Below are 24,798 nucleotides of genomic sequence, written 5' to 3' on the forward strand. Positions count from 1 at the left end.
TATTCAGTGGCATAATCTCCCCTTCATTCGGTATGATAGTATGGAAGGTAGGTGCAGTTTATGGATAGTAAATTGTGGAAGATTGGTTTTTTTGCAGGACTAACGTCTTTTGTTCTTCTTATACTCGGTGTACGCACCGTATTAGGACAAGAACTTGAATGGAAAAATTATTTGGCGTTTGCGATATTCGGATTAATTGTCGGTACTTTTTCTTCCCTATTGTTATTTTACAAATTGAAAATTGCTTTTCGTATTTTCATCATTGCTGTCGCACTTGGATTTATAGAGCTTTTCCGTAATTTCTTGATGAATACAGATGGTTTTGGTGACTTAGCAGGCATTTTGTCTTTATTCATCATCACTTCATTCGGATTAGGTATCGCCTTTATGGTCCAAGCCGTTGTCATTCTTACGCGGAAAAATAAATAACAAAAAACGCATCCGAATGAACATTGGATGCGTTTTTGTTATTTATCGAATCAAACAACTTTTTCTTTCTTAATCTGCTTACTTCGTAATTGTCCACATGCCGCGTCAATATCTGTCCCCTGTTCAAGACGGACCCCGCCGTTAATACCTTTTTTGCGAAGTGCTTTGTAAAATGCATCAATCGCTTCTGGTGTACTACGGCGATATTGGTCATGTTCATCAACCGGGTTGTAAGGAATCAAGTTGACATAGGATAGATGACGCTTATTTTCAAGTAGTTTTCCTAATTGTTGCGCCTCTACAACATGGTCATTGACATCTTGTAGCATAATGTATTCGAACGTAATGCGACGATTGGTAGTTTCTAAATAATAATCAATGGAATCCATCAATGATTCGATCGGGAATGCTTTATTAATTTTCATAATACGTGTGCGCAGATCATTATTCGGTGCGTGTAAAGAAACTGCCAGGTTCACCTGAATATTTTCATTGGCAAACTCTCTGATTTTTTGCGGATTTCCACTTGTTGATACCGTAATATGGCGTGCTCCAATGCATAATCCTTTTTGGTCATTGACAACACGGAGGAAATTCATCAGATTCATATAGTTATCAAATGGTTCTCCAATCCCCATGACGACAATGTGGCTGACGCGCTCATCTTGCTCTTTTGCATCAAGATGATGCTGTACTTCCATAATTTGTTCCACAATTTCTCCTGCGGTTAAATCACGGCTCTTTTTCAATAAACCACTTGCGCAGAAACTACAGCCGATATTACAACCAACTTGCGTCGTAACACAAACCGATTGACCATAAGGGAATTTCATCAGCACTGTTTCAATTAAGTTTCCGTCACGCATTTTAAAAAGGAACTTAATCGTGCCATCAGCCGACTCTTGCTTCACCGTTTGCTCCAATGTTTGGATTACAAAATTGTCATCCAATAATTGAATAAGCTCTTGATTGATATTTTTCATATCTGCAAAGTTCTTGACTCTTTTCTTATATAACCAGTCCCAAATTTGCGCCGCACGGTATTTTTTATTCCCTTGTGCGAGTAGCCATTCTGTTAATTGTTCTATTGTTAAACCGTATATAGAATTTTTCATTAATACTCCTCATTTCAAAAAAATACAATTCACATATTATACTACAAGAAATGGGGATATGGAACAACTAATTTAGTTTTTATATTGTAAATTTCTTCACTTGGTCTTTTAAGTTGATAGCCATCTCATTCAGTGTCGTTGTCGTTCCAACCATTTCTTCCATCGAAGCCAATTGCTCTTCCATTGAAGCGGCAATATTTTGTGTATGAGAAGATGTCTCTTCTAATGAGTGAGCAGTTTCATTTGTAGAAGCAAGTATTTCTTCAGAACTAGCGGATATTTCCTGAATTGTCGCAGAGACAGATTGATTTTTTTCTGTAATTTGAGAAATACGATTCAAAATGCTCGTAAACGATTTACCCGCTTCATGTACAATTTCAGTTTCACGTTCTACATCCTCGAATACTTTCGTCATAGCTGTCACAGAACTTTGTGAATCATTTTGAATTTCCTTCACTAGAGCACTAATTTGGTTCGCTGAAGACGCAGATTGCTCTGCAAGCTTTCTCACTTCATCCGCAACTACACTAAATCCTTTTCCTGCTTCTCCTGCACGTGCCGCTTCAATCGCAGCATTCAGCGCTAGTAGATTGATTTGATCTGAAATTGCCGTAATAATATTTATAATTTGCCCAACTTCATTAGACCTTGTATTCATTTGTTGAGTAATAGCCATAGAGATTTCAACTGAGCCCGTTATCGTATCAATTCCTTTAATCGAATCTACAATCAGGTGATTTCCCTGCTCAGCTTCATGGGATGCATCTATCGATTCTTCAGTTACTTTCATAGAGGCATCTGCTATTTCTTGAATACCTATTGTGATTTGTTCAAGTGCTAGCAAATTTTGTGACGCACTACTTGCTAACGTATCACTCGTAGTTGATACTTCCTGCGTCATAATCGTCGTATGATTGACTACTTCTGTCATTTGCTCCGCACTATAAGTCATTTCCTCAGAGGAAGTGATTACATTATCCGTCGCTGTATTGACATGTTCAATGGTATTTTTCAGTTCTTGCTGCATGTTACCGAAACTGTATGCAAGATGACCAATTTCATCTTGACTTTTCACACTGACTTTCTTTGTTAAGTCACCTTCAGCCACGATTTCCGTAAACCTAACTAATTGCTGAACTGGCTTCGTAATTTTTGTAGATACAATATAAGAAATTATACCGCCCAGCAATAATGCCCCTAGCGCTAACGCGATACTAATAAATAAGATTGTACGTTTTAAATCAGGGATAAATTTTGCATCCTGATCCAACCCGATAATAGAATCGGTACCTTCTATATGTAAATAGATTGATTTGTGTACACCATACTCATCCTCATAAATTTCACTAATCAATGGCTGATTAATAGTTAGCGCATCATTTTGTTCATCCTTAAATGCATAGGGCGTCAGATAGTCTTCCGAGTCAGATAGAGCAAGAATTACATCCTCACTATCAACCTTACTCATAATATAAACATTTTCAAAACCACTTGTATCACGAGATTTATTGATGATATCCACTAATTCTCCATGAACCTGTTGATTTGTCTTTGCCTCATTGATCATCTTTGCATCAATATTATTCTTTAAGTCAACTAAGTTTGAACTTAGCAATCTTTCAAACTGTGGAATAACGTTCTTATTGACAATAGATGTTGTCTGAAGGTAAAAAATCACACTAAATAATAGGGCTACTATCGCAATTGGAATAATTGTTCCAAGCATTATTTTTGTTCTGATTGATCCCTTTTGTTTAAACAAATTAATTCCTCCTAAATAGTTATATAAGCTGTGGTTCTAAATGCGAAATAAAATTACTTAAATCAAGTGCAAGTAAACGTTTATTTTCATCCCATGTATACTGTTTAAAAAATACAACTGAAAAAATAGGATACTCCTTGTAATCCATATGTCTATATTCAAGGATTTCCTCGAACTGTTGTTGAAAACGCTCATGGTCCACTGCTTGAATGGATTCAAGCGAAATGGATGGGTCAAATTCCGCGCAAAGAAAACTGTAAATCCCATCATCCATAGCTTCTATTTTCTCTTCCCAATTTGGTTCTAACTGGTTGAAATAATAGTCATAGACATTTACTCCGTAAGCATGTACACCTAGTTCTGTCGTACCGATACCTGCAAAACGGAATGGATTCACTTCAATTGGTACGACTTTCCCGTCTTTCGTTATCCTAACTTCAAAATGGAGTGGGAATGACGCAAGCGAATCAATATTTCTAAGCTTTTCCAAAAAATTAGTAATTGGAATAAGTGTCTCTTTTAACACTTGTTTACTCGTGTAATAAATACGGTCACTCATGTCTCTGTCATTAGCAAACATTCGCTGGAATAAATTTAAAATGACTGGTTTCCCTTCCTTAGTAAAATATGCATCAATTGCATACTCTTCCCCTTGAATAAGTTCTTCTATGATGACAGTTTGACTATCTATTACATCACTAGGGTACGCCGATGCGGAGTGGTTAATATCGGCTATTAACTTCTCAACAGTACTATACCAGTCCCCAATGCAATCTATTCTGTAAACCCCTACGCTGGAATATCCAATAATCGGTTTAATGATAATAGGAAATGGGATTGAATCTAGGGATAACTCATATAAATCTCGAATAGAAACCTCCCTAAAATAGAATGAGGGATAAATCTTCGTCATTCTTCTTCTAAATTCCGCTTTGTTTTTAAACAATGATGTCCACTCGGCGAATTTACTCTCAGGCAAGTACTTCGTTAACATGGTCAGACCATTTTCTGAATTAAATAACAGTGGAGCAGACAAATTCTCTAATTGTTCAAAAAATAAATCCCCATCGAGTAAAGTAAGTTTTTCCTCCTCTGGGACCTTTACATCTCCTAATTTTAAAACCGGAACATCCAACCGTTGTAAAGTTGAAGAAAGTAGAGCTGATACATAAGGCTTGTCTAGTATGATCATTTTATTCTCCTTATTTTGTTTTTCTTTGTTAAATTACTATATTCGGATTGCTATCCGCTCATATAATTAGTATTTCTCGACAGTATCTAAAGACTTTTAAAATAGATAACTTTAATCCAAAAGACCTGCCAATTACTAAAAAATATGCAGTTAATAGCTCCTATCATCATACCTACTCAGTACAATAATTGCTATATATTGTATTAAAGAACCATTATTTGATATTTTTTGAATTAATATTTTTTTGTTGACTAATGTAATTTTTTCATATTACTATTTTAGTATTTTTAAAATAAAAACATATTAAAGTATTATTTATTATTTTAAAATCCTTCTATTCCGGCTTATTCCTTTGTAAATCATTTAAATATGGAATAAGCCATAAATAATAAAAACACATGACAGCACGCTCGGAATCCAATATATGTAAAAATCTCCCATCAAAAACTATGTATTCTCCAAATATATTCATTATGATCAGACACACAATATTCAAATTTCAAAATAGTTACCACCAAACATGCTACACTTTCAACGAAACTCAATGATGAATGCAAAAAACACCAACTTTCACGTTTTTCAGTGAGAGTTGATGTTTTTTGAACTACTAACATTATTTTATTACACCTCAAATCAAGTGAAAATTTGTGACATCTGCCACAGACCTAACCAGAACCAACAGGGAGTTTCGACTCTCTGTTGGTTCTGGTTAAAGCTTATAATATCTCTGTCAATTTCTCTAGCAATCGCTCCATCTGCTCATCCGTACCAATGGTCATCCGTAAATAATTATCAATCCCCGGCTTGTTGAAGTACCTAACAAGTACACCTTCTTTTTTCAATTCATTGTATAGACGCTCTGCTGAAACAGAACTATGAGAAGCAAAAATGAAATTTGCTTGCGAAGGTAGGACGGCAAATCCAAGTTGCTTTAACGCAACAGTTGTCTCGTTGCGCGTAGCAATAATCTTCGCAGTTATCTCCTTAAAATAAGCTTCATCTTCAAATGCAGCCTTAGCTCCGACAAGTGCCAGTCGATCTAATGTATAGGAGTTGAAAGAATCTTTAATGCGAATGAGCGCATCTATCAACGAATGATTGCCCATTGCGAAACCAACACGCAATCCTGCTAACGAACGCGATTTCGATGTCGTCTGAACGACGAGTAGATTATCGTATTGCTGAATCAATTCTGCCACGGATTTTGCTGCAAAATCAATATAAGCCTCATCAATGATCACTACTCGATCGGGATTATTTTTCACAATCTCTTCAATAGTATCCAGTTCAGCATAGAGACTCGTCGGTGCATTCGGGTTCGGCAAAATGACACCACCCTTTGATTGAAAGAACTTGTCAATCTGCAATGTGAAATCCCTATTTAATGGAACTTCTTCATATGGAATATCAAACAGCTTGGCGTACACCGGATAAAAACTGTATGTAACGTCTGGAAAACGGATGGGCTGACCCGGCTCAAAAAAGGCCATAAAAGAAAATGCCAATACTTCGTCTGATCCATTGCCAACGAACACTTCATCGGCAGTTAGTCCATACTGCCGCCCAATCGTCTCACGCAAATCATCTGCGGTGGGAGATGGATACAATTGAAGATTACGCTCCATTTCTCCACGAATGGCCTCCATCACTTTCGGACTTGGCGGATACGGGTTTTCATTCGTATTGAGCTTCACAATCTTCTGTTGATTTACTTGTTCACCTGGTACATAAGGCTCCGTTCGCTTCACCATACTGCTCCAAAATTTACTCATCGCGCAACACTTCACGATTTGGCCGTCTTTTTCGCAATTCATTTTTGACATCTGCCACCGTCACACCAAGTTCTTCCATTAATACGAGCGAGTGATAGGTTAAATCCGCTAGCTCACTCGTCACCTCTGCTTTGTCACGATTTTTCGCACCAATGACAACTTCAGTTGTTTCTTCCCCAACTTTTTTCAGGATTTTATCTAGCCCTTCGCGGAATAAATACGTTGTGTACGAGCCTTCTACGGGATTATTGTGACGTTCTTTAATCTCATCTACTACTTCCTGCACGACTTCTCGGCTTGATGTCGTTTGTTCAAAAGCCTTCTTATAGAAGCAAGTCTCTTCGCCTGTATGACAAGCCGGGCCTTGTGGTATAACTTGGACTAAAATCGCATCTTGGTCACAATCGAACAACAAGCGTTGGACTTGTTGACGATTGCCAGATGTTGCGCCTTTATTCCATAGTTCCTGTCTAGAGCGACTGTAAAACCACGTTTCTTTCGTATCAATCGTTTTTTGCAATGCCTCTTCATTCATATAAGCGAGCATCAGGACCTTTCCTGTCCGGTCATCTTGAACGATGGCAGGAATTAACCCGTTATTATCAAATGTCAGTTTGTCGATTTCGATTGTCATAGTTAGTCATTCCCAACAGATGTATTTTGTTTAAATCAATTACGCCTCGGAGTGATTGCGTCCGGATTTTTTTCGAGCTTACTCGAAAAGTTCCCCTAAAAATCCGTGACATCCGCCGGAGGCTTTATCTAGATTCAGCCGAAGTTTGGACTTCAACTGAATGAAAAGCTATTCTTATTCACTACACGACTTATGGAAGTGGTCGTTATCGGCTGAATTTAGATAAGTATTGTTTTAATTCGCCAATGTGAATATCTTCAAAATGGAAAACGGATGCTGCAAGTGCTGCGTCAGCTTTCCCTTCCGTCAATACGGTATGGAAGTGCTCAGGCTTACCTGCACCACCGCTGGCAATGACAGGAATCGTGACGGCCTCTGCAATCGTGCGTGTCAATTCGAGGTTATAACCGTCCTTAACGCCGTCTTCGCCAATACTGTTGACGACTAATTCTCCAGCGCCAAGTTGTTCAGCTCTTATCGCCCACTCAATGGCATCCATCCCCGTATCTTCCATACCCCCCTTGGCAAATACCGACCATTTACCAGGCCCTACTTCGTTGACATCCATTGATAGGATAATTCGTTCAGAACCGAATTTTTTCGCCGCCTCTTCAATTAAAGATGGATTCGTTAGCGCTGCACTATTGATGGATACTTTATCGCCACCGGCATCAAAAACCTTTTGAATATCTTCAATCGTCCGAATACCACCACCGACGATAAATGGAATCGGCACTTCATTCGCAATTTCAGCAATCAAATCGAGAAACATGGCGCGGTTATTCGTTGACGCGGCAATATCGTAAAATACCAGTTCATCTGCACCGTCCGCTACATATTTTCGAGCCAGTGTGAGTGGATCTGCCACTTCTTTCACCTCAAGAAATTTCTTGCCTTTTACAACCTTACCGTTATCAAAATCTAAGCATGGAATAATTCGATTACTTGCCATCGTTGTCGTCCTCCAATAGTTTGATTAAGGATAATTTGCCTTCGTATAACGCTTTGCCAATAATTGCTCCGTACATATTTAATTCGCGTAATTTTGCAATATCTTGCTCCGTAGAAACTCCACCTGATGCGATAATATCAATGCTCGACGCATTATTCATCATTTCTAATTCAACTAGATTAGGCCCTTGCAACATGCCATCTTTCAAAATATCTGTATAGACAACTGTTTGAACGCCAATTTCCACTAGCTGTTGCAGCAGGTCGACTGCTTTGACATCACTCAACTCTGTCCAGCCATCTGTCGCCACAAATCCACCCCTTGCATCGATGGACACTGCAATTTTGTCGCCATATTTTTCAACAGCTTCTTTTAGAAATTGCTGATCTTGGATAGCTGCTGTTCCGATAATCACTCGACTGACACCTGAAGCAATATGTGCGTCAACAATTTCCATATTCCGAATGCCTCCACCGACTTGCACAGGGACAGATACACTCGCCGCAATCGCTCGAATGGCTTCTTTGTTCGATGAATTACCCGTTTTTGCCCCGTCCAAATCCACAACATGGATATAAGCAGCACCTTGCTGTTCCCACTCTTTCGCCATCGCAGTTGGTGAATCGTTGTAAATAATTTCTTGATCGTAATCTCCTTGAATCAATCGAACACATTTCCCATCTCGAATATCGATGGCTGGAAATAAAATCATGATGATGCCCCCTTTTTCTATCGGTAGTAAAGTCCTAATTCGCCAATAAGTTGACTGTAAGCGCCAATAACTTGGTCCTGAACGCCAATAAGTCATCTGTAAGCGCCAATAAACAGCCGGTGAACGCCAATATCTTCGCTCCGGATGCTTTACAGCACGCCTTTTGTAGATGGCACACCTTTTACATCTGGGTTAATCGTACTTGCAACCCGCAATGCTCTGCCGAAGCCTTTGAAAATCGATTCGATAATATGGTGTGTGTTTTTGCCATATTGTAAATTGATGTGTAAGTTGATTTTCGCGTTATTCGTAAATGCTAGAAAAAATTCTTCCACAAGTTCGGTATCGAAATCGCCGACTTTATCCTTCATACCTTCAACATTGAAAACAAGATACGAACGTCCGCTAATATCAAGTGAAACCGTGGAAAGCGCCTCGTCCATCGGCGTTGACACTGTCGCATAGCGCTCGATGCCTTCTTTCGTGCCAATGGTATCATAAAATGCTTGTCCTAATACGATGCCAATATCTTCAACTGAATGATGCTGGTCCACTTCTGTATCACCATCACAATCAACCTTTAAATCAAATCGTCCATGCTTCGTGAATAATGTCAGCATATGATCGAAAAAACCTACACCTGTTTGAATATCTGTTTCCCCGCTGCCATCAATTGCGAAGTCTAGCTTAATTTTCGTTTCTGCCGTTTGCCTTGAAATCGATTTACTACGCATTGTATCCCGCCTTTCTTACTTGAATCGAATTTGCATGGGCCGTTAAGCCTTCTGCATTCGCAATCGTTATAATGTCATCCGCAACGTCTTGCAACGCTTGCGCTGTGTACTGGATAATACTTGATTTTTTCATAAAATCATAAACGCCTAGTGGCGAAGAAAATGCCGATGTTCCACTTGTTGGCAACGTATGATTCGGTCCCGCCATATAATCGCCCAATGCTTCTGGTGAATAATTTCCTAAGAAAATAGCCCCCGCATTATGAATGAACGCCAATTGCTCCATCGGATTTTCCACCATGAGTTGTAAATGCTCCGGTGCCAATTCATTAACAAATTGATAGGCCTCTTCCAATGAATCAACAAGCAAAATACGGCCGTTATCCGTAATAGATGCTTCAATGATACCCTTGCGATCTGCCTGCTCCATTTGTTTGGTCACTTGCTGTTGAAGAGCTTCGGCAAATGCTGAGCTCGTCGTCACACAAATCGCTGTCGCTCGCTCGTCATGCTCCGCTTGTGATAGCAAATCAGCAGCCACATACTCCGCCACCGCCGTATCATCCGCTACAACACAAATTTCACTTGGACCCGCAATCATATCAATCGCGACATCCCCAAATACCCATTTTTTCGCACGTGCCACATAGGCATTTCCCGGTCCTGTAATCTTCACTACTTCTTCTACCGTTTCCGTGCCATAGGCTAACGCCGCAATTGCTTGTGCACCGCCAACTTTATAGACAACATCGACACCCGCTTCCCGTGCTGCCACAAGGACATGCGGATTCACTTTACCGTCTCGCTGCGGCGGCGTCACCATCGCAATGCGCCCCACACCTGCGATTTTCGCTGGTAGAGCATTCATCAGAACCGTTGAAGGATATGCCGCTTTGCCGCCTGGTACATAAATGCCTACACTCTCAAGAGGCGTCACTTTCTGTCCAAGAACAATCCCTTTATCTTGATTCACAAACCAGGATTTCTCTTTCTGTTCTTCATGGAATGCAGAGATATTATTCTTCGCTTTTCTTAATGCCTGAAGAAACTCTTCCGTAATAAGCGTCTGTGCTTCCTCAAACTCTTCTTCTGTCACGATGAGCTGTTCCAGCTGTACCCCATCGAATTGCTCGGTATAACTCCTTAATGCCGCATCCCCATTTTCACGAACTGTTCCGATAATTCCAAGCACAGTTTTATCGAAATCGAGGTCGTTATGTTGCACAGCATTCGCCTGACTGTTTTCATCATTATATTGTGCCACAGTTACAATTCGCATGAACCCATCACTCCAATGCCACTTTTAAGTCTGAGATAAACTGCTGAATTTGAGTCGTTTTTGTTGCATAACTCGCCTTATTGACAATCAAACGTGCACTAACATCGGCAATCTCCTCTAAGACAACCAAGCCATTTTCCCTTAATGTTGCACCTGATTCAACAATATCCACGATGACATCAGACATACCAATCAGTGGCGCCAATTCGACTGAACCATTCAATTTAATCGTTTCAACCCGAATGCCTTTACCTTCAAAATAGTCTTTTGCCACAGCAGGATATTTGGATGCTACGACCAATGATGTACTGCTCGAAAACTCTTTATCTGGAAATCCTGCTACTGCCAGCTGACATTTTCCAATGCCAAGATCCAATAGCTCATAGACATCCACAGGATCTTCCATTATGGTATCCTTGCCCACAATGCCAATATCCGCCGCCCCTTTTTCTACGTATACAGGCACATCCACAGCCTTTACAAAAATAAGCTTTACTTTATCAGCATCATCGAAAATGACTAATTTTCTACTTCCATCATGAAACTCTGAAAATCGAACACCGGCCTTATCCAAAAATGCTAACGCCTGATCAGCGGTGCGCCCTTTCGCCATCGCGACAGTAAGATGTGTCATTGTGTCGCCCCCTTAACCCCTACAAGTAAATCCAAAACCTCTTTCAAATCGATAAATGGAATCGTCTTCTCTCTATAAATCAGTCGATTACTATCCTTTTCGAGCTGAATGGTATACACACTTTGCTGGCGATTGACTTGCTTCTTCTGCTCCGAAAAAGACAATACACTATAATTGCGCTCCCGTAATTCATTCGCAATAGCAATGGCCTGTTCCAACTGCGTATCATCATAAATGATTTTGACATCAATCGGAAAACGACTACTCACTTCTCTACTCTCCGTCGCCTTGACCAAAGATTCAATCTCACAAGCAAAGCCAATAGCCGGCAATGTCGCTCCAAATTCATCACCTAATCGATCATAGCGTCCGCCCATTAACACCGGCTTCCCAAACCTTCCAACATAGCCTTGGAAAACAACACCCGAATAATAGCCCATATCATTGATTAGTCCTAAATCGCTAACAATATATTGTTCTAACCCATACATTTTCAATATGCGGTAGACTTCTAGTAAATAATCGAGTGTCTCTTGCATTTTCGGCGTCAAGTCAATCCCCTGTGCACGTTCGCTCACTTCCATCGGGTTACCGTAGAGTAATGGAATTCGCTCAATGGCATCCCGCACTCCCTCGTCAATGTTCAGTCGTTGAAGGAATGGACCAATTTCTACCACATTTTTCGCTTGAATGAGCGTCTTCAACTGCTTAATTTGTTGCACTGTTAACGGCAAATCTTGCACCAGTTCATTGAAAAAGGCTGTATGACCAATTTCAATTTTAATATCCATAAATCCTAAATCCTTCATTGTATGACAAGCAAGTGCAATCACTTCGGCATCTGCTTCGGCCGAGCTTTGGCAAAAATATTCAACCCCAGCTTGCGTACTTTCAATACTATCATTGCGATCCACTGGCTGACGAAATACTTCTTGTACATAGAAATAACGTAGCTCATCTGCTAGATTAGGATAATTCTCCGCCAATTCTCGCGTAATAGGAATCGTTACATCTGGCCGCAATACCAACACTTGCCCCGTATGATCAATAACCTTAATCATTTCATTTTGATTAATCGAACTATTTACTTTAGAATATAAATCATATTGCTCAAAGGCTGATGTTTTAATCCGTTTATAACCGTACGTTGTAAATCGTTTGTTAATGGTCTTAATTATTCGTTCTACTTTTTCATTGTCTACTAATATACGTTCGGGATACACTTCATTTCTGACCAATTCCAACACCTCTACTTTATCACTTTACTACACTAAAGTTATTTAGTACTATAAGGGTATACAGACGAAATGTCAACACGAGGAGATGAGTTTTTTTATGTTTGATTATCATGTACATAGTTCCTTTTCAGCTGATTGCCCAGTTCCAATGGAGGAAATGATCGAAGCGGCTATTCAAAAAGGACTGACAAAAATTTGTTTCACGGAGCATATTGACTATGACTACCCCTATGAAGACTTCATTTTTGATTTCGATAAACAGCAATACACCCAAAAAATCAAAGATATGCAGCAGCAATACGAAGGACGTATTCGCATTCAAAAAGGCGTTGAAATCGGTGTACAGCCCCATATTCTAGACCAATACAAGGTACTCATGGACAAGGAAACATTTGATTTCATCATCTGCTCTATGCATACCGTTGAGAAAAAAGGGCTGCATTTCGGTGAATTTTTTGAGAATAAAACCCTCGAAGAATCGTATGGTATTTATTATGGAGAATTATTATATTGTGTCCAAAACTACAAACAATTTAATATTCTCGGACATGCTGACCTTGTCAAACGCTATACAAAACAGCATTGCGATAATCCTTTTCATGATGAATTGCGGGAGATTTTCAAGGTTATCATCCCTGAAGGCAAAGGCATTGAGTTGAATACATCGGGCGTTCGGTATGGATTATCGAACGGCATGCCGAGTGACGATATTTTAAAGCTCTACAAACAAAGCGGTGGTGAAATTATTACACTTGGCTCTGACGCACATAAGCCCGATGATATCGCCTTCCAATTCCGTGAATCCCTGCAATTGCTACAATCAGTTGGATTCGACTATATTACAACGTTTGAAGAGCAACGCCCGGAGTTTCATGCGATTTCACGTTTATTATGATAAAAAACGGTCCGTCTTCTATAGAGAAGATTGGACCGTTTTTCACATTCTATTATTCACTTTGACTAAGCGATATAAAATGAACGAACATTTTCGCAGCATGTGCACGTGTTGTTGGATTATTCGGCATAAACTTGCCCTCGAAGCCATTTGCAATATTCAATTCATGGAGCATCGAAATCGCATTGACCGTTTCTGCATTGTAGCTTCCTACGTCAGAAAATGGTACTGCTTGGAAGCTTTTATATGGCACTCCTGTTTTCAACTCATAGGCACGCCCAATCATTAAAGCAAGTTGAGCACGTGTGATTGTATCATTCGGTTTAAATTTACCATTACTTCCTTTTATAATTCCATATTTATAGGCTGCATTGATGTCTGCTTTTGTTTTATCTGCATACTTAACGATATCATCGAACGGCGCAATCTCATCTGTTGTCAAACCTAGCGCTTGAACAATTATACTTGTGGCTTGTACACGCTTCAGGTTTTGATTAGGCTTAAATGTGCCATCTGCATAGCCACCCACAATCCCAGCCGTTGCAGCCTGTTCAATATACACCCTCAATCCGTGTCCGGCAGTATCCGTGAACAGTGCCGGTTTCGGAGCAATTACCTCTGGAACCTCTGCATTCGAGCTTTCTATAACTGTCCAAAATTGTTCCATAATGACTTTATAGCCTGCTTCACTCAAGTGAATATTTTCTGGATTAGGAAGATAAGTCTTATAGTCTACCGCGATGGCATCACCTGTTGGGACTAGGATAGCCTGTGTCCCCCCAAGGCCTGTTGCAATGGTCTTATTCAAAGTAGTAAGTAACTGGTTGAGCATTGGTTGTAAATCCTCCGACATATAGGGAAATGGATTATAATAACCCATTACATACACTTGTGCATCAGGATTTAATTGGCTAATCTGCACCATAATTGCCTTGTAGTTGGCTCCAATCTGCTGAAGTGTCCTTACTAACTCCATCTGATCGACAATCATCTTGCCAGTCGTTTGGTCTTGTTTAAGAAGTGGTAATATATCATTAGCACCCGCGCTAATCGTGATAAGCTCAGCATCTTTGATAGACTGCTGAAGTGTAGCTGTCTTTTCTACAGAACCGATTCCCAAAATGTCTTTCGTTACATTCTGCTGAATATCACTCAATACATCCGTTGTTTTATAGCCTGGATACGAAAAACCTTTATTAAATGACTTCAAATCTCCCTTAGCATACAGCCCGTCCGCCAAGAAATCTGCATAACTTCTCCCTAATTCATTGTACGGACTAATTCCCACAGTCAATGAATCTCCTAGTGCTAGATAATCAATAGTTGGTGCATTCGTATCTAGTTCATCTGCTGAAAAATGATACGGGATGACCAACATTTGAAACATGAGAGCAACAACAAATAATAAGCTAAATCTGAACTTCTTCATTCATGTACCTCCTGTTTTTATATTTGGTAAATTAATTACTACAATATTCATCCTATAGCGTAAAACACAAAATAAGCTCATCACTTTCTAATTCGACATAGAATAATAATTTCCCTTCACAAATAAAAAAAACACATCGACATAGGCCGACGTGTTCCGAATATGAATTATAGTTCTTCCCCATTACTTTCCATTATCAAATATCAAATTCATCTTGAATACCCTATTGTTCTTATGTTATTCACTTTTTTAAAAAAAGCTAAACATTAAGGACGACCTGTTTGTTAATGAAAGAAATGGGTACAGTATGAAATAAGAGCTATTTCATACACAAGGAGGTTTTTGCAAAATGGATGACAAAAAATACGTAGGAACATTTCATTCGATTGATACTGTTTTATACAAAATAATAGAAATGAAAGCACAGGGCATTGATGAAAGTAATATGTACGCTGTTACAATCGAGGAAGATAATATTTCAATGCTCCGGGGGCGATCAGACATCGAGCTTCTTGGTACGGCTGATGATGATTGGTTAAATCGCTTTACACTTTTTTTGAAAGGTGAAGAATCTGTTTTAGATGCTTTTTCAAGTATGGGATTTTCTGAACAACAATCAAGACATTATTATGATGAGGTGAAGAACGGGGGAGTTGCCCTATTCATTGAAAATGGAGTGTCGAAAAGTCATTTGTCGGAACAGAAATCAGATAACCCTCGTTCTGTTGTAGAAGAAATGGATAGCAGTACAGATCGTAGCATAAGCAGGGGAGCCTTGGAGGGGCAAGATGAAAACCAACAAATAGTCAATAATGACCCCACAGTTCCACGCCTCAACACAAGAAACCTATAGGCTAGTCAAATAGGAGGGTAGATCCCCCTCGACTTCCCACACCTTTGTATGGTTCGTTATGCTGTGGTCAAGTGCTTACCTCCCTACAACAAACGTCTTCACCAACGCAATACGCTCTCGAAAATTCGACTTCGCCTCTACCACTTTCGGTGTTTTAGCCGCTACTACATCAGACTTTAAATCTATACTCTCCGCAATCTTTTGCGCTCTCGCTAAGTGAAAATCACTTGAAACAATCGTAATGGAATCGACATCGGATGGCAGCAGTTTCTTCGAAAAAAGCAGATTTTCATATGTCGAGGTCGACGCATCTTCTAGTATTAGCCGACTGTCTTCAATACCATTATCTGTTAAGAACCGCCTCATTGCTTCCGCTTCACTCATCGGTTCATCGGAGCCTTGCCCACCCGATAAAATCAATGTCACATGAGAATATTCATTGGCATAGGCTAGTGCAGCATCTAAGCGATAGCGCAATGATAACGATAGACTATCTTGTTTCACCTTGGCCCCCAACACAATCGCATAATCATTCGTGCCATCTGCCTTCGGCTCTAGGCCCGACTCTATCCATTTCCCTGTTCGCGACCAACAGAAAATACCGGCAGCAACGACTAGAAAACACGCTATCAAAATGACTCTTCTCGATATTTTCATGTAATCACCTCGACCTCCACTGCTTTTTTCTGTAATAAATCTGTATAAAACGGATCCTTGCCAATGGCATACACCCGATCGCAAACGTTCGTAATTTCATCCATATCATGCGATGTATACATAATCATCTTTCCTTCATTTTTCGCTAGATTATGTAAATATAATCCGATTTCTGTTTTTGATTTCAAGTCGATGCCAACTGTTGGTTCATCCAACAACAGCAATATTGGATCATGTAGCAGGCTAATCGCCAAATTCAATTTCCTTTTCATACCTCCTGATAAAGACTGGACACTTTCCTTCCAGTGTGTCAATTGCATGTCCAAGCACAGCTGACGACATTGTTCTTTTGACCGTCTTTTCCACGATAGTTTTTCAAAAAACAGCATATTTTCCTCCACCGTGAATTCATCCCAAATCGAAATATCCTGGGGTACATAGCCGATTTTCTGACGAATTTTCTTGATATCCGTTCTATAAGAAAGACCGTCTAATTGAATATCTCCTTGCGTCGGTTGCATAACCGTTGCTAATAATTGCAACAATGTCGATTTACCCGCACCATTTTCCCCAACGAGCCCGATAATTTCACTTGGTTTCATTCGGAAAGATAGATTGTCAATGACCAGCTTATTCTTATATTTTTTTTGCACCCCAGACACTTCAAGCATACGATTTTCCCCCTTTCCACAGCCATAGGATGAATAAGACGATTAATACCGTGAGCCAAACAACTGGAATCATCCCATCCAGTAAGGCGTGAACCGGGCTGAGTGCTTCTAGCCACGACCACTTCCGCGTCAGACCCTCAAGTGGTATAATCGCTCCGCCAACTACTGTAAGCAGTAGTGCAATCGCTACACCACTCACATAATACATGAATGCTTGCTTGGACACACTAGCTAGTAAAAATGCTAGCAGATTAATGGTTAGTCGAAAAGTGACAAGTGCTATGACAGCTTGAACAGAGATTTTTTCATCGAATAAACTCGAGAAAATAATTGCAGCTAGTAGATCTACAAGAAATAGGAGCAGTGTATACAGCAAAAATGTTCCCTGTGCATATTGTCCAAATGATATCGATGTAAATTGCCAACGCGAGCGCATCGATAGTCGATTTTCCTTCAATACCCAATCAAACAGGAAAAACACCGTAATCATTGCAAATAGCGCCCAAACACCCCATACAGGTACAATTAGCAGTGATTGTTCGACCACTTCACTATCTTTATCAAAATAAGTAAAACTCGACTGGAGTAATGTCTCATTGTGTTGTCGCTTCCGACTGCTATCGATGATTTCTATGTAGCTCCATTCATCTTCCATCTGTGCATCTTTGAATAATTGCTTAATAACAAATGCCGCTTTCGAACGGGACGCATCCTGCTGAGCAAACGACGCAATCGTTTCAACAACAGCCTGATAAGCATAGGAACGATTCGATGAATAGGCTTCAATCAGCTGATTGCGCCGCCCCGCAAGAATATTATCCGCATACCCCTCGCGTATCACAAATACACTATCCAGCTCATGCTGCTCAAGCTTATGAAGTGCAACATCCTTCTCCAGATAGTGAATATACAGAAGATCAGCGCTCGCAATATCAGCTACTAGCTGCTCTACTAGTTCCGATTGCTCTTCTACGACAAGTCCAATCGGAACTGTCATCTCCTCTTGCCATATCCCAATACTTTTCATCATCAATACCGTCAACACAATTGGTAGCAGTAACCAGCACACCAAGCCTTTCCATTCCTTGCGCCAACGCATCAGCCGGGTAGATACAATCCTTCTCATCGGTCCCACCTCTCTTTTCCGATCGTTGACAACCATACACCGAGTAGTCCAGCAGTCGCAACAAGAACTAACGATGTGAAATCCGCATAATTGCGTCCCTCTAACACAATATCAATCATCCAATTCATGCTGTCGTAGGAAAAGAAATATGGCAAAACACCTTGCACAACGAGTGGAAAGTATAAGGTCGGTATCACTGCACCACTTGTAAAAATCATGATAAAAGTCCACAATCCCTGTAAAAGTAAAGCCACTTTCTGTGATGAAACCCAGATATCCAGCAACGCAATCCCTATGAGCAACAATAAGGCATACAAAACTGCAAACAACGCAAACCTTACATAATCGATGAGGTACAAATCATAGTCCACAAACTGGCTAATAGCGACGAATAATAGTGTTGCATAGACCACACTGCCAGCCAATGCCACAATCACGCGTGCAAAAATACGTTGCCACAGTTTCACTCCTGCTAATGTCAGACGTATTTGCATCGCCGGATGTTGCTCTTTTCCTAAAATCATATAAAAAGCAAGTGCCCAAATCGACAAACTCATAAACCAGCCTGCCAATACGTAATAATGCACCGAAGAAGACGTCGCTACATTTTCAAGTATTTCCTTGTCCAGTAACTTATCCTTACCAAGTGTATACAAGGTAAAATCTATAAATTGCTGCAACATCAATTCTTGTCGTTGTTCTTTTGACATATCTATTTTTTTAGCATAGTCATAAATCGTCAATATATTAGCCTGTGCCGCACCAATATAGCGCGTCATACTTTCGACTAACTCTTTAACCAAATAGCTATCCGTAGGTCTGAAAGGATTTCCGACAATCGGAATCGTCACAGATTCTCCCTCATACAAATCCGCTGTAAACCCTTCTGGGAATGAAAAATACGTGCTGATTTCATTTTGCGTTATCAATTGCTGCGCTTGCTCCTTCGATAATGCAATGATTTGAATATAGGCCCCGTCCGCTGCTGTACCTTCCAATAAGCTAGCAAATAACCGTGACTCCTTTGTGCCGTCCTCATCCACTAAAGCAACCCGAATAGGAGAATGTTCATCTGGCACTAACAAACCAGCAACGAGTCCTAATAACAAACCTATCAAAAGAATAGGAAATAGAAAAAGAAGAAGAAGGGTTGCCCACTTCTTCCTCAATTGTTTCGTATATTGCTGCATAAAAAATAATAATCTTCTAATAGAAAGCATACAGCTCACTTCCATCCTATTCATTCAATTTAATCAATTACGCCTCGGAGTAATTGATTCCAGATTTTGAATCGAGCTTGTGCCTGCAGGATGCAGGTATGCAACCATTGCCGCAGGACGCGGCGGTCTTAGTCTGAGTTCCCCAAATCAACCGATTTTAAACTTCTGCTGATTTAAGTTAATAAAGTTCTCCTTCAACGTCGCCCATCAAATCGTAAAACCAATCTTCCACTCTTGGTGCTACTTCTAATTCTATAAAACTTTCAATCTGTTCTCTATTCATCTGACCGATGTTTACTGTATCAGCTGTTTCTTCCGGCATATCCACTTTTTTCACGACTTTCCCCTGTTGTTTGAGTAGTAAATTGAACATATCTCCACCCAAGCCTTGTTCGCTAATCGTAAATTCATGGTTGGCTGTCATTGCATCACTGTCATGCGTTGCACTGCCCTTCCAAATAAGTGCTGGCTCGCTGTAACCATCTGTAAATTTGAATGTACGGGTAAATGTCCGTTTGTTATCTATCAGTTCCTCTTTCCCTTGGTAGGTAAACTTCAAATCCTCTACAGATATAGCAATCGAGTCATCTGCTTTTTGATCTTTCCATGATAGATTCCCTTTAATATTCACAGCATTCTCGTCGCCAAAGGAATCTGTGAAAGCAAGCTTGTAATCCAATTGCTGGGCTGTTTTTTCTAATAATTGTGTACCTGTAACGTTAACTGTCACCACATCAACTTCATTGGAACCAATTGCCAACGCAAAGTCCCTTTTCACAATATGATTGGCTTGGTGCCAAATAGTTGATTGAAGACCGTTTGGAATATGTAATGTGTCCACACCTTCAATAGCAGCATCAATACCTTTATCAAACTCTTCAACAACCATTGCTAGATCACTTGCAGATAGATCCCCTGCAAATGCAGAAACACCCAATTGATTTTTCACGATTTCTTTCAGTTTTTCATCTGTTTTTGCTTTTGCCAATAGATCTTTTAACAGTGTTTTCACTTGTTCTTCCTTAAGATCCATCGTTATTTTTTTCGCTTTCAACTTTTGATCTGCTACAAGTATTTCTTCTTTATCAGTCGTAAAGGCATCTTCTGGAAGCTCTTTTATAAAGAATTCAATATACTCTTTTTCGATATATTCATTCACTTCTTCCATTGACGAAGAACTACTTTCAAATAACTGAGGTAAACCTAAATTTTCATTACCTTCAAAATTCTCATCAAACTCTCTCATTGTTTTCCCGAAATCCTTATCGTCAAATCGGATAAGCTCTTCCATAAATGGAAATTCTGCTACTAATTTTTCAGTCGTCGCAAAAATAGTGCCAAAATCAACAGATAGATTTCCAAGTTCTCCACTCAACGCTACTTCAATCTCTTTGTTCGTTGGATCGTATACTTGATTCATAGATAATGTAACGCTATTGACGATACTTTGAATTTCCTGCATCGCATAGTCAACAGATGGATCATTCCACTCACCAGATAGATCAAACTTTGTTTCTACTGGTTTCTCTTGTTGAACCTTCACCCAATTCACTTCATTTTTATAACGCTCTTCTGCTAGTGCATTCATTTGTTTATACGTCTCTACTTCAGCTAAAAAATACTGCACTTTTGCTGACTTATTCAATAGGAAAAACGCCGACGCACTTCCGCCTACCACGACTAAAGCCGTAACAATTAGAACAATTAAAGTCTTAAACGACTTTTTCTTTACCACAGTCTCTTCCATCAACTTCTTCCCCCTCACAATTCCATCGTGAAATGAGCCATAATCTCCCTCTATTCACATTTTTTCATATTATCATAAACAAAGCCTTTACTCAAAAGAAATTTGGAAGAATACACCCAAATCTACTAAATGATTAAAAATGACTATTACGTATATCCTACCAAAAGAACCACATAATAAGAACCCTCCACACTAATCGAGTGGGAGAGCCCAACATGCCATATATAAGATGACAAAGCCTTGTAAAAAATATAGTTTGCCAGGCACCCAACTAACCATATCCGTCAAACCAACAAAAAACGTCCACACAATAACTAACTTGTGTAGACGTTTTAATTACATCAACATATCCTAACTAAGACCATGCGCGACCATAGCATCTGCAACTTTCAGAAAGCCTGCGATGTTGGCGCCCATCACTAGGTTACCAGGGTGACCAAAGCGATCTGCGGCATCTACGCAACTTGTATAAATATTCTTCATGACAAGATGAAGTTTTTCATCGACTTCTTCAGCTGTCCATGACAGACGCATACTGTTTTGTGACATTTCCATCGCTGAAACTGCCACACCACCTGCATTGGCAGCTTTTGCTGGACCGAATAATATACCATTCTCCTGGAACAACGCCATTGCCTCTAGTGTACAGGGCATATTGGCACCCTCACCAATCGCCTTCACCGAATTGGCTACTAGCATCCGTGCGGCAATCTCATCAATTTCATTTTGTGTTGCGCATGGAAGAGCAATATCACAAGGTATGGACCAAATTGCTGAACAATCGTCATGATACTCCGCATGCAGATGTTCTTTAGTGTATTCAGAAATCCGCTTGTTCTCTACTTCTTTTAAACGTTTCACCGTATCCAAATCGATACCCTTTTTATCATAAATATAACCTCCCGAATCACTACATGCCACAACTTTCGCACCTAATTGAATGGCCTTTTCCATTGCATAGATGGAGACATTCCCCGAGCCTGATACGATAACCGTTTGCCCATCAAAACTCTCATTTTTCACCTTTAGCATTTCTTCTACAAAATAGACAGTTCCATATCCTGTGGCTTCTTTACGACCAAGACTTCCACCGTGATTCGGATCTTTCCCAGTGAAAACACCAGCCTCGTATCCGCCCTTCAAGCGGTTGTATTGCCCAAACATATACCCAATCTCTCTTTTGCCAACACCGATATCTCCTGCCGGAACGTCTCGATCAGGACCAATATACTTACTTAATTCTGTAATAAAACTTTGCGTGAAACGCATAATTTCACGATCCGATTTTCCTTTCGGATCAAAATCAGAGCCCCCTTTACCGGCCCCAATTGGTTGGCCAGTTAAGGCATTTTTAAAGATTTGTTCAAAGGCAAGAAACTTCATAATACTACTATTTACGGAAGGATGGAAACGAATACCGCCTTTGTAAGGTCCTAGATCACTATTAAACTGAACTCGGAAACCACGGTTCACATGGACTTTTCCTTGATCGTCTTCCCATGCGACACGAAATGTAATGATACGCTCCGGTTCTGTAATACGCTCAAGTATTCCATTCGTAATATACTCGGGATGCTGGGCAAAAACGGGGCGAAGGGAGTCGAAGATTTCTCTTGTCGCTTGCAGAAATTCCTTTTCATCTGGATTACGCTTCTTCACTAATTCATATACTTCATGAACGTAATCATTAGCCCTTTTTTTATTATCTGTATGAATTGAATTCAATTTAGTCATTCTCGCTCATCCCTTTCGTGAAATGCTATATATTAGTGGAGAATTTTAGTTAATCTCCAATATTAATCGTATATTGATATTTCAAAAAAATCGAATTGTTTTTAAATATTATCTCTGAAAATAAGTAGAGATACAACATATTTTTATGGATAATCAATAATTATACTATATTGTGTCCTAATTATGTATAAACAATTAAAAAAATATTTACTTTTCTTAGATCAAGGTTTATTATTTAAGTAATCAGACCATTAGGCCCTTAGGTCAATTGTTTGAAAATTGATTGCTAACAGAAAGAGGGAGAGTTTTATGAAGATCAGCAAATTTTTTCGAGTATCTATAGGTGGGGTCGTCATGCTACTCATGACCTTTGCTTTCTTACCTATCCTAGCATTGAATCCTGACATTGAATTCATTCAGAGCTTCATCAATTACATGAATAAAGAATAATAAATGTAAAAATGAACCGCTTGTGTAACTCATAGCGGTTCATTTTTTAATTTGATTCAGCAAAAGTCCTCCGCCCCTATAAGCGGCGAGATAAATGCGGACAAAACCCTTTAGCTGATGCTTCACTTTCAGTTCAAATACAGTTGCCCCAAAGCCTCCGGCGGATTTTTATGTGATTTTCCGTATCGTAAAATTATCTGTTAACAACAGCCAGTTTTGTGGGAAGGCCAAGCCGAGTTTCCAATACATTATACCGCGTAAACTAAACTCCTTGACCAAATCGAATTTGGCTTGGATACTCCGTGCATCTTCAAACCATACTTCATGTTGTACACCTGAATCATCCATATAGTTGAAATGTGGAGCTTGTGCGACATAATCATAATCGATGTCTACCTCTTGGCTAACTGCAATTGCCAGCGCCTGTTGAGGGCTAAGCGCCCTGGCAGGTAATCCACCTTGGCTTGGATAAGGAGAGGACCAATCATAGCCATATAAATTTTGCCCTAAGAAAACTTTCTCGCTAGGAATTTGGCTGACAGCATACTCTACAACATTTCGCACAGGGCCAATGGGGCTAACAGCTTGCGGATCACTATACGTATAACCCCATTCATATGTCATAATGGAGACAAAATCAACAATTTCTCCATGCGCTTTATAATCATGTGCTCCGTAAATCCCAGTTCGTATATCACTAGTCATAGGAGCTAGTGCAGTCGAAAGTGTCAGCCCTGCTGGATGAAAACTGTCCCTTGCCCTTCGGAGAAAGCTATTATAGAGCTCACGATCTTCTGGGTGTAAAAGTTCAAAGTCAAAATGAATGTCTTTATAGCCGATTTCATCGGCAATTTGAATAAGATTGCTGAATAAGCGATCCTGGGCTGCTAGGTCCGTAAAGATTGCATGGGCCAAATCTGCATTAAATGCAAAATCCTCTAAATTACTTACAACCAGTGCATTTGCTGCCCCAGCGGATTGTGCAATATTCGGAATATCATCAATCGACGGTACTTTTAAAGAACCATCACGCCTGACCTCATAACTAAACATTGCAAGATAAGTTAGTGAAGCGACTCGTTTTCTTACTTCATCAATCATTGATTGTGCCACTGGAGTTCTTGGCTCGACATAAAGCAACGCCTCTGCCAATTTTTTCGGTCTTGGCGGGATGTAGAGTCGCTCCCCAACTTGTAGAATACTAGACGGAGAGATTCGATTAATCGTTGCCAACTCGTTGACGGTCAAACCATATAATTGAGCAATGAGATACAGCGATTGACCTGGCTGAACCCAGTGATAACTGCCTGTAATCGGGATGACCAATGCTTGGCCAACTACAATTTGAGCAGGATTCGGAATTTCATTGGCTGTTGCAATCTCTTGATAGCTAATGCCATAAGCCTGAGCAATGCTATACAAACTTTGCCCTTTTTGAACTACATGAATTTGCATATTTATCATCTACCTTTCAATAATCAATTACGTCCAGAGGCTTATCTTTATTCAACAAAGGGCTTCTACTGAATGAAGATAAAAACATTCTCTATCTAAGCCTATTTT

Annotated in this window: 23 protein-coding genes; 4 read left to right on the forward strand and 19 right to left on the reverse strand. The window is 39.8% G+C overall.

What is annotated here, in order from left to right:
* Positions 1-60 precede the first annotated feature (60 nt).
* The gene (locus MKZ10_RS13955; RefSeq protein WP_342505547.1) at positions 61-429 is read left to right on the forward strand and encodes a hypothetical protein; all 369 of its coding nucleotides are present in this window, start codon (positions 61-63) and stop codon (positions 427-429) included.
* Positions 430-479: 50 nt separating this feature from the next.
* On the opposite strand, the gene rlmN is transcribed toward MKZ10_RS13955, so the two are convergent.
* The 11 genes from rlmN to hisZ all read right to left on the reverse strand — a co-directional run bounded on the left by rlmN (position 480) and on the right by hisZ (position 12,453).
* Entirely contained in the window at positions 480-1,544 is a 1,065-nt protein-coding gene (gene rlmN / locus MKZ10_RS13960; RefSeq protein ID WP_342505548.1) for a 23S rRNA (adenine(2503)-C(2))-methyltransferase RlmN, read from the reverse strand.
* A gap of 79 nt (positions 1,545-1,623) precedes the next feature.
* Positions 1,624-3,306, reverse strand: a complete 1,683-nt coding sequence (locus tag MKZ10_RS13965) for a HAMP domain-containing methyl-accepting chemotaxis protein (protein ID WP_342505549.1) — start codon at positions 3,304-3,306, stop codon at positions 1,624-1,626.
* 19 nt (positions 3,307-3,325) lie between these two features.
* Positions 3,326-4,498, reverse strand: coding sequence for an ATP-grasp domain-containing protein (locus MKZ10_RS13970; protein WP_342505550.1), 1,173 nt, complete (start codon positions 4,496-4,498; stop codon positions 3,326-3,328).
* Positions 4,499-5,214: 716 nt separating this feature from the next.
* Positions 5,215-6,270: a histidinol-phosphate transaminase gene (gene hisC, locus MKZ10_RS13975; protein WP_342505551.1), complete on the reverse strand. Its 1,056-nt coding sequence runs from the start codon at positions 6,268-6,270 to the stop codon at positions 5,215-5,217.
* Positions 6,263-6,904, reverse strand: a complete 642-nt coding sequence (gene hisIE, locus MKZ10_RS13980) for a bifunctional phosphoribosyl-AMP cyclohydrolase/phosphoribosyl-ATP diphosphatase HisIE (RefSeq protein ID WP_342505552.1) — start codon at positions 6,902-6,904, stop codon at positions 6,263-6,265. Before hisIE ends, hisC begins: the two co-directional genes overlap by 8 nt.
* A 205-nt stretch (positions 6,905-7,109) precedes the next feature.
* Positions 7,110-7,856, reverse strand: coding sequence for an imidazole glycerol phosphate synthase subunit HisF (hisF, locus tag MKZ10_RS13985; RefSeq protein ID WP_342505553.1), 747 nt, complete (start codon positions 7,854-7,856; stop codon positions 7,110-7,112).
* Entirely contained in the window at positions 7,846-8,568 is a 723-nt protein-coding gene (hisA, locus tag MKZ10_RS13990; protein ID WP_342505554.1) for a 1-(5-phosphoribosyl)-5-[(5-phosphoribosylamino)methylideneamino]imidazole-4-carboxamide isomerase, read from the reverse strand. The genes hisF and hisA overlap by 11 nt, the downstream gene beginning before the upstream one ends.
* 149 nt (positions 8,569-8,717) lie before the next feature.
* Complete coding sequence (hisB, locus tag MKZ10_RS13995) at positions 8,718-9,302, reverse strand: imidazoleglycerol-phosphate dehydratase HisB (RefSeq protein ID WP_342505555.1); 585 nt, start codon at positions 9,300-9,302, stop codon at positions 8,718-8,720.
* Entirely contained in the window at positions 9,295-10,581 is a 1,287-nt protein-coding gene (gene hisD / locus MKZ10_RS14000; RefSeq protein WP_342505556.1) for a histidinol dehydrogenase, read from the reverse strand. Before hisD ends, hisB begins: the two co-directional genes overlap by 8 nt.
* 7 nt (positions 10,582-10,588) lie before the next feature.
* The gene (hisG, locus tag MKZ10_RS14005) at positions 10,589-11,215 is read right to left on the reverse strand and encodes an ATP phosphoribosyltransferase (protein ID WP_342505557.1); all 627 of its coding nucleotides are present in this window, start codon (positions 11,213-11,215) and stop codon (positions 10,589-10,591) included.
* The gene (gene hisZ / locus MKZ10_RS14010) at positions 11,212-12,453 is read right to left on the reverse strand and encodes an ATP phosphoribosyltransferase regulatory subunit (protein WP_342505558.1); all 1,242 of its coding nucleotides are present in this window, start codon (positions 12,451-12,453) and stop codon (positions 11,212-11,214) included. Before hisZ ends, hisG begins: the two co-directional genes overlap by 4 nt.
* 97 nt (positions 12,454-12,550) lie before the next feature.
* Between hisZ and MKZ10_RS14015 the strand changes: the two genes are divergently transcribed.
* Complete coding sequence (locus tag MKZ10_RS14015; protein ID WP_342505559.1) at positions 12,551-13,348, forward strand: histidinol-phosphatase HisJ family protein; 798 nt, start codon at positions 12,551-12,553, stop codon at positions 13,346-13,348.
* Between the two features lie 52 nt (positions 13,349-13,400).
* Here MKZ10_RS14015 and MKZ10_RS14020 read toward each other — a convergent pair whose 3' ends face one another.
* Positions 13,401-14,777, reverse strand: a complete 1,377-nt coding sequence (locus tag MKZ10_RS14020; RefSeq protein ID WP_342505560.1) for an S-layer homology domain-containing protein — start codon at positions 14,775-14,777, stop codon at positions 13,401-13,403.
* A gap of 349 nt (positions 14,778-15,126) precedes the next feature.
* On the opposite strand from MKZ10_RS14020, the gene MKZ10_RS14025 reads away from it, so the two are divergent.
* Entirely contained in the window at positions 15,127-15,630 is a 504-nt protein-coding gene (locus tag MKZ10_RS14025) for a general stress protein (RefSeq protein ID WP_342505561.1), read from the forward strand.
* A 75-nt stretch (positions 15,631-15,705) separates the two neighbouring features.
* Here the strand turns inward: MKZ10_RS14025 and MKZ10_RS14030 are convergent, their stop codons facing one another.
* The 6 genes from MKZ10_RS14030 to gdhA all read right to left on the reverse strand — a co-directional run bounded on the left by MKZ10_RS14030 (position 15,706) and on the right by gdhA (position 22,785).
* The gene (locus tag MKZ10_RS14030) at positions 15,706-16,287 is read right to left on the reverse strand and encodes a YdcF family protein (protein WP_342505562.1); all 582 of its coding nucleotides are present in this window, start codon (positions 16,285-16,287) and stop codon (positions 15,706-15,708) included.
* Positions 16,284-16,958: an ABC transporter ATP-binding protein gene (locus MKZ10_RS14035; RefSeq protein WP_342505563.1), complete on the reverse strand. Its 675-nt coding sequence runs from the start codon at positions 16,956-16,958 to the stop codon at positions 16,284-16,286. Before MKZ10_RS14035 ends, MKZ10_RS14030 begins: the two co-directional genes overlap by 4 nt.
* Positions 16,951-18,084 (reverse strand): ABC transporter permease, encoded by a 1,134-nt coding sequence (locus MKZ10_RS14040; RefSeq protein WP_342505564.1) that lies wholly within the window; start codon positions 18,082-18,084, stop codon positions 16,951-16,953. Before MKZ10_RS14040 ends, MKZ10_RS14035 begins: the two co-directional genes overlap by 8 nt.
* The gene (locus tag MKZ10_RS14045) at positions 18,081-19,304 is read right to left on the reverse strand and encodes an ABC transporter permease (RefSeq protein ID WP_342505565.1); all 1,224 of its coding nucleotides are present in this window, start codon (positions 19,302-19,304) and stop codon (positions 18,081-18,083) included. The genes MKZ10_RS14040 and MKZ10_RS14045 overlap by 4 nt, the downstream gene beginning before the upstream one ends.
* A gap of 178 nt (positions 19,305-19,482) precedes the next feature.
* Positions 19,483-21,051 (reverse strand): DUF6583 family protein, encoded by a 1,569-nt coding sequence (locus MKZ10_RS14050; protein ID WP_342505566.1) that lies wholly within the window; start codon positions 21,049-21,051, stop codon positions 19,483-19,485.
* Between the two features lie 351 nt (positions 21,052-21,402).
* Positions 21,403-22,785 (reverse strand): NADP-specific glutamate dehydrogenase, encoded by a 1,383-nt coding sequence (gene gdhA / locus MKZ10_RS14055; protein WP_342505567.1) that lies wholly within the window; start codon positions 22,783-22,785, stop codon positions 21,403-21,405.
* Between the two features lie 309 nt (positions 22,786-23,094).
* On the opposite strand from gdhA, the gene MKZ10_RS14060 reads away from it, so the two are divergent.
* The gene (locus MKZ10_RS14060; protein WP_342505568.1) at positions 23,095-23,235 is read left to right on the forward strand and encodes a hypothetical protein; all 141 of its coding nucleotides are present in this window, start codon (positions 23,095-23,097) and stop codon (positions 23,233-23,235) included.
* A gap of 168 nt (positions 23,236-23,403) precedes the next feature.
* Here the strand turns inward: MKZ10_RS14060 and MKZ10_RS14065 are convergent, their stop codons facing one another.
* A complete protein-coding gene (locus MKZ10_RS14065) occupies positions 23,404-24,690 on the reverse strand; it encodes a glycoside hydrolase family 18 protein (RefSeq protein ID WP_342505569.1) in 1,287 nt (428 codons plus the stop codon).
* Between the last annotated feature and the right edge of the window lie 108 nt (positions 24,691-24,798).

The sequence above is a fragment of the Sporosarcina sp. FSL K6-2383 genome (assembly GCF_038618305.1).
In the GTDB taxonomy this organism is placed as follows: domain Bacteria; phylum Bacillota; class Bacilli; order Bacillales_A; family Planococcaceae; genus Sporosarcina.

Excerpts from the sequence above, each read along its gene's own strand:
- MKZ10_RS14060 (WP_342505568.1), top strand. The coding sequence starts at position 23,095 with ATGAAGATCAGCAAATTTTTTCGAGTATCTATAGGTGGGGTCGTCATG.
- MKZ10_RS13970 (WP_342505550.1), bottom strand. The coding sequence starts at position 4,498 with ATGATCATACTAGACAAGCCTTATGTATCAGCTCTACTTTCTTCAACT.
- MKZ10_RS14025 (WP_342505561.1), top strand. The coding sequence starts at position 15,127 with ATGGATGACAAAAAATACGTAGGAACATTTCATTCGATTGATACTGTT.
- MKZ10_RS14050 (WP_342505566.1), bottom strand. The coding sequence starts at position 21,051 with ATGGAAGAGACTGTGGTAAAGAAAAAGTCGTTTAAGACTTTAATTGTT.
- hisF (WP_342505553.1), bottom strand. The coding sequence starts at position 7,856 with ATGGCAAGTAATCGAATTATTCCATGCTTAGATTTTGATAACGGTAAG.
- rlmN (WP_342505548.1), bottom strand. The coding sequence starts at position 1,544 with ATGAAAAATTCTATATACGGTTTAACAATAGAACAATTAACAGAATGG.
- hisIE (WP_342505552.1), bottom strand. The coding sequence starts at position 6,904 with ATGACAATCGAAATCGACAAACTGACATTTGATAATAACGGGTTAATT.
- MKZ10_RS14045 (WP_342505565.1), bottom strand. The coding sequence starts at position 19,304 with ATGCTTTCTATTAGAAGATTATTATTTTTTATGCAGCAATATACGAAA.
- MKZ10_RS14065 (WP_342505569.1), bottom strand. The coding sequence starts at position 24,690 with ATGCAAATTCATGTAGTTCAAAAAGGGCAAAGTTTGTATAGCATTGCT.
- hisA (WP_342505554.1), bottom strand. The coding sequence starts at position 8,568 with ATGATTTTATTTCCAGCCATCGATATTCGAGATGGGAAATGTGTTCGA.
- hisC (WP_342505551.1), bottom strand. The coding sequence starts at position 6,270 with ATGAGTAAATTTTGGAGCAGTATGGTGAAGCGAACGGAGCCTTATGTA.
- MKZ10_RS14035 (WP_342505563.1), bottom strand. The coding sequence starts at position 16,958 with ATGCTTGAAGTGTCTGGGGTGCAAAAAAAATATAAGAATAAGCTGGTC.
- MKZ10_RS14020 (WP_342505560.1), bottom strand. The coding sequence starts at position 14,777 with ATGAAGAAGTTCAGATTTAGCTTATTATTTGTTGTTGCTCTCATGTTT.
- MKZ10_RS14040 (WP_342505564.1), bottom strand. The coding sequence starts at position 18,084 with ATGAGAAGGATTGTATCTACCCGGCTGATGCGTTGGCGCAAGGAATGG.
- hisG (WP_342505557.1), bottom strand. The coding sequence starts at position 11,215 with ATGACACATCTTACTGTCGCGATGGCGAAAGGGCGCACCGCTGATCAG.
- hisD (WP_342505556.1), bottom strand. The coding sequence starts at position 10,581 with ATGCGAATTGTAACTGTGGCACAATATAATGATGAAAACAGTCAGGCG.
- MKZ10_RS14015 (WP_342505559.1), top strand. The coding sequence starts at position 12,551 with ATGTTTGATTATCATGTACATAGTTCCTTTTCAGCTGATTGCCCAGTT.
- MKZ10_RS13955 (WP_342505547.1), top strand. The coding sequence starts at position 61 with ATGGATAGTAAATTGTGGAAGATTGGTTTTTTTGCAGGACTAACGTCT.
- MKZ10_RS14030 (WP_342505562.1), bottom strand. The coding sequence starts at position 16,287 with ATGAAAATATCGAGAAGAGTCATTTTGATAGCGTGTTTTCTAGTCGTT.
- gdhA (WP_342505567.1), bottom strand. The coding sequence starts at position 22,785 with ATGACTAAATTGAATTCAATTCATACAGATAATAAAAAAAGGGCTAAT.
- hisB (WP_342505555.1), bottom strand. The coding sequence starts at position 9,302 with ATGCGTAGTAAATCGATTTCAAGGCAAACGGCAGAAACGAAAATTAAG.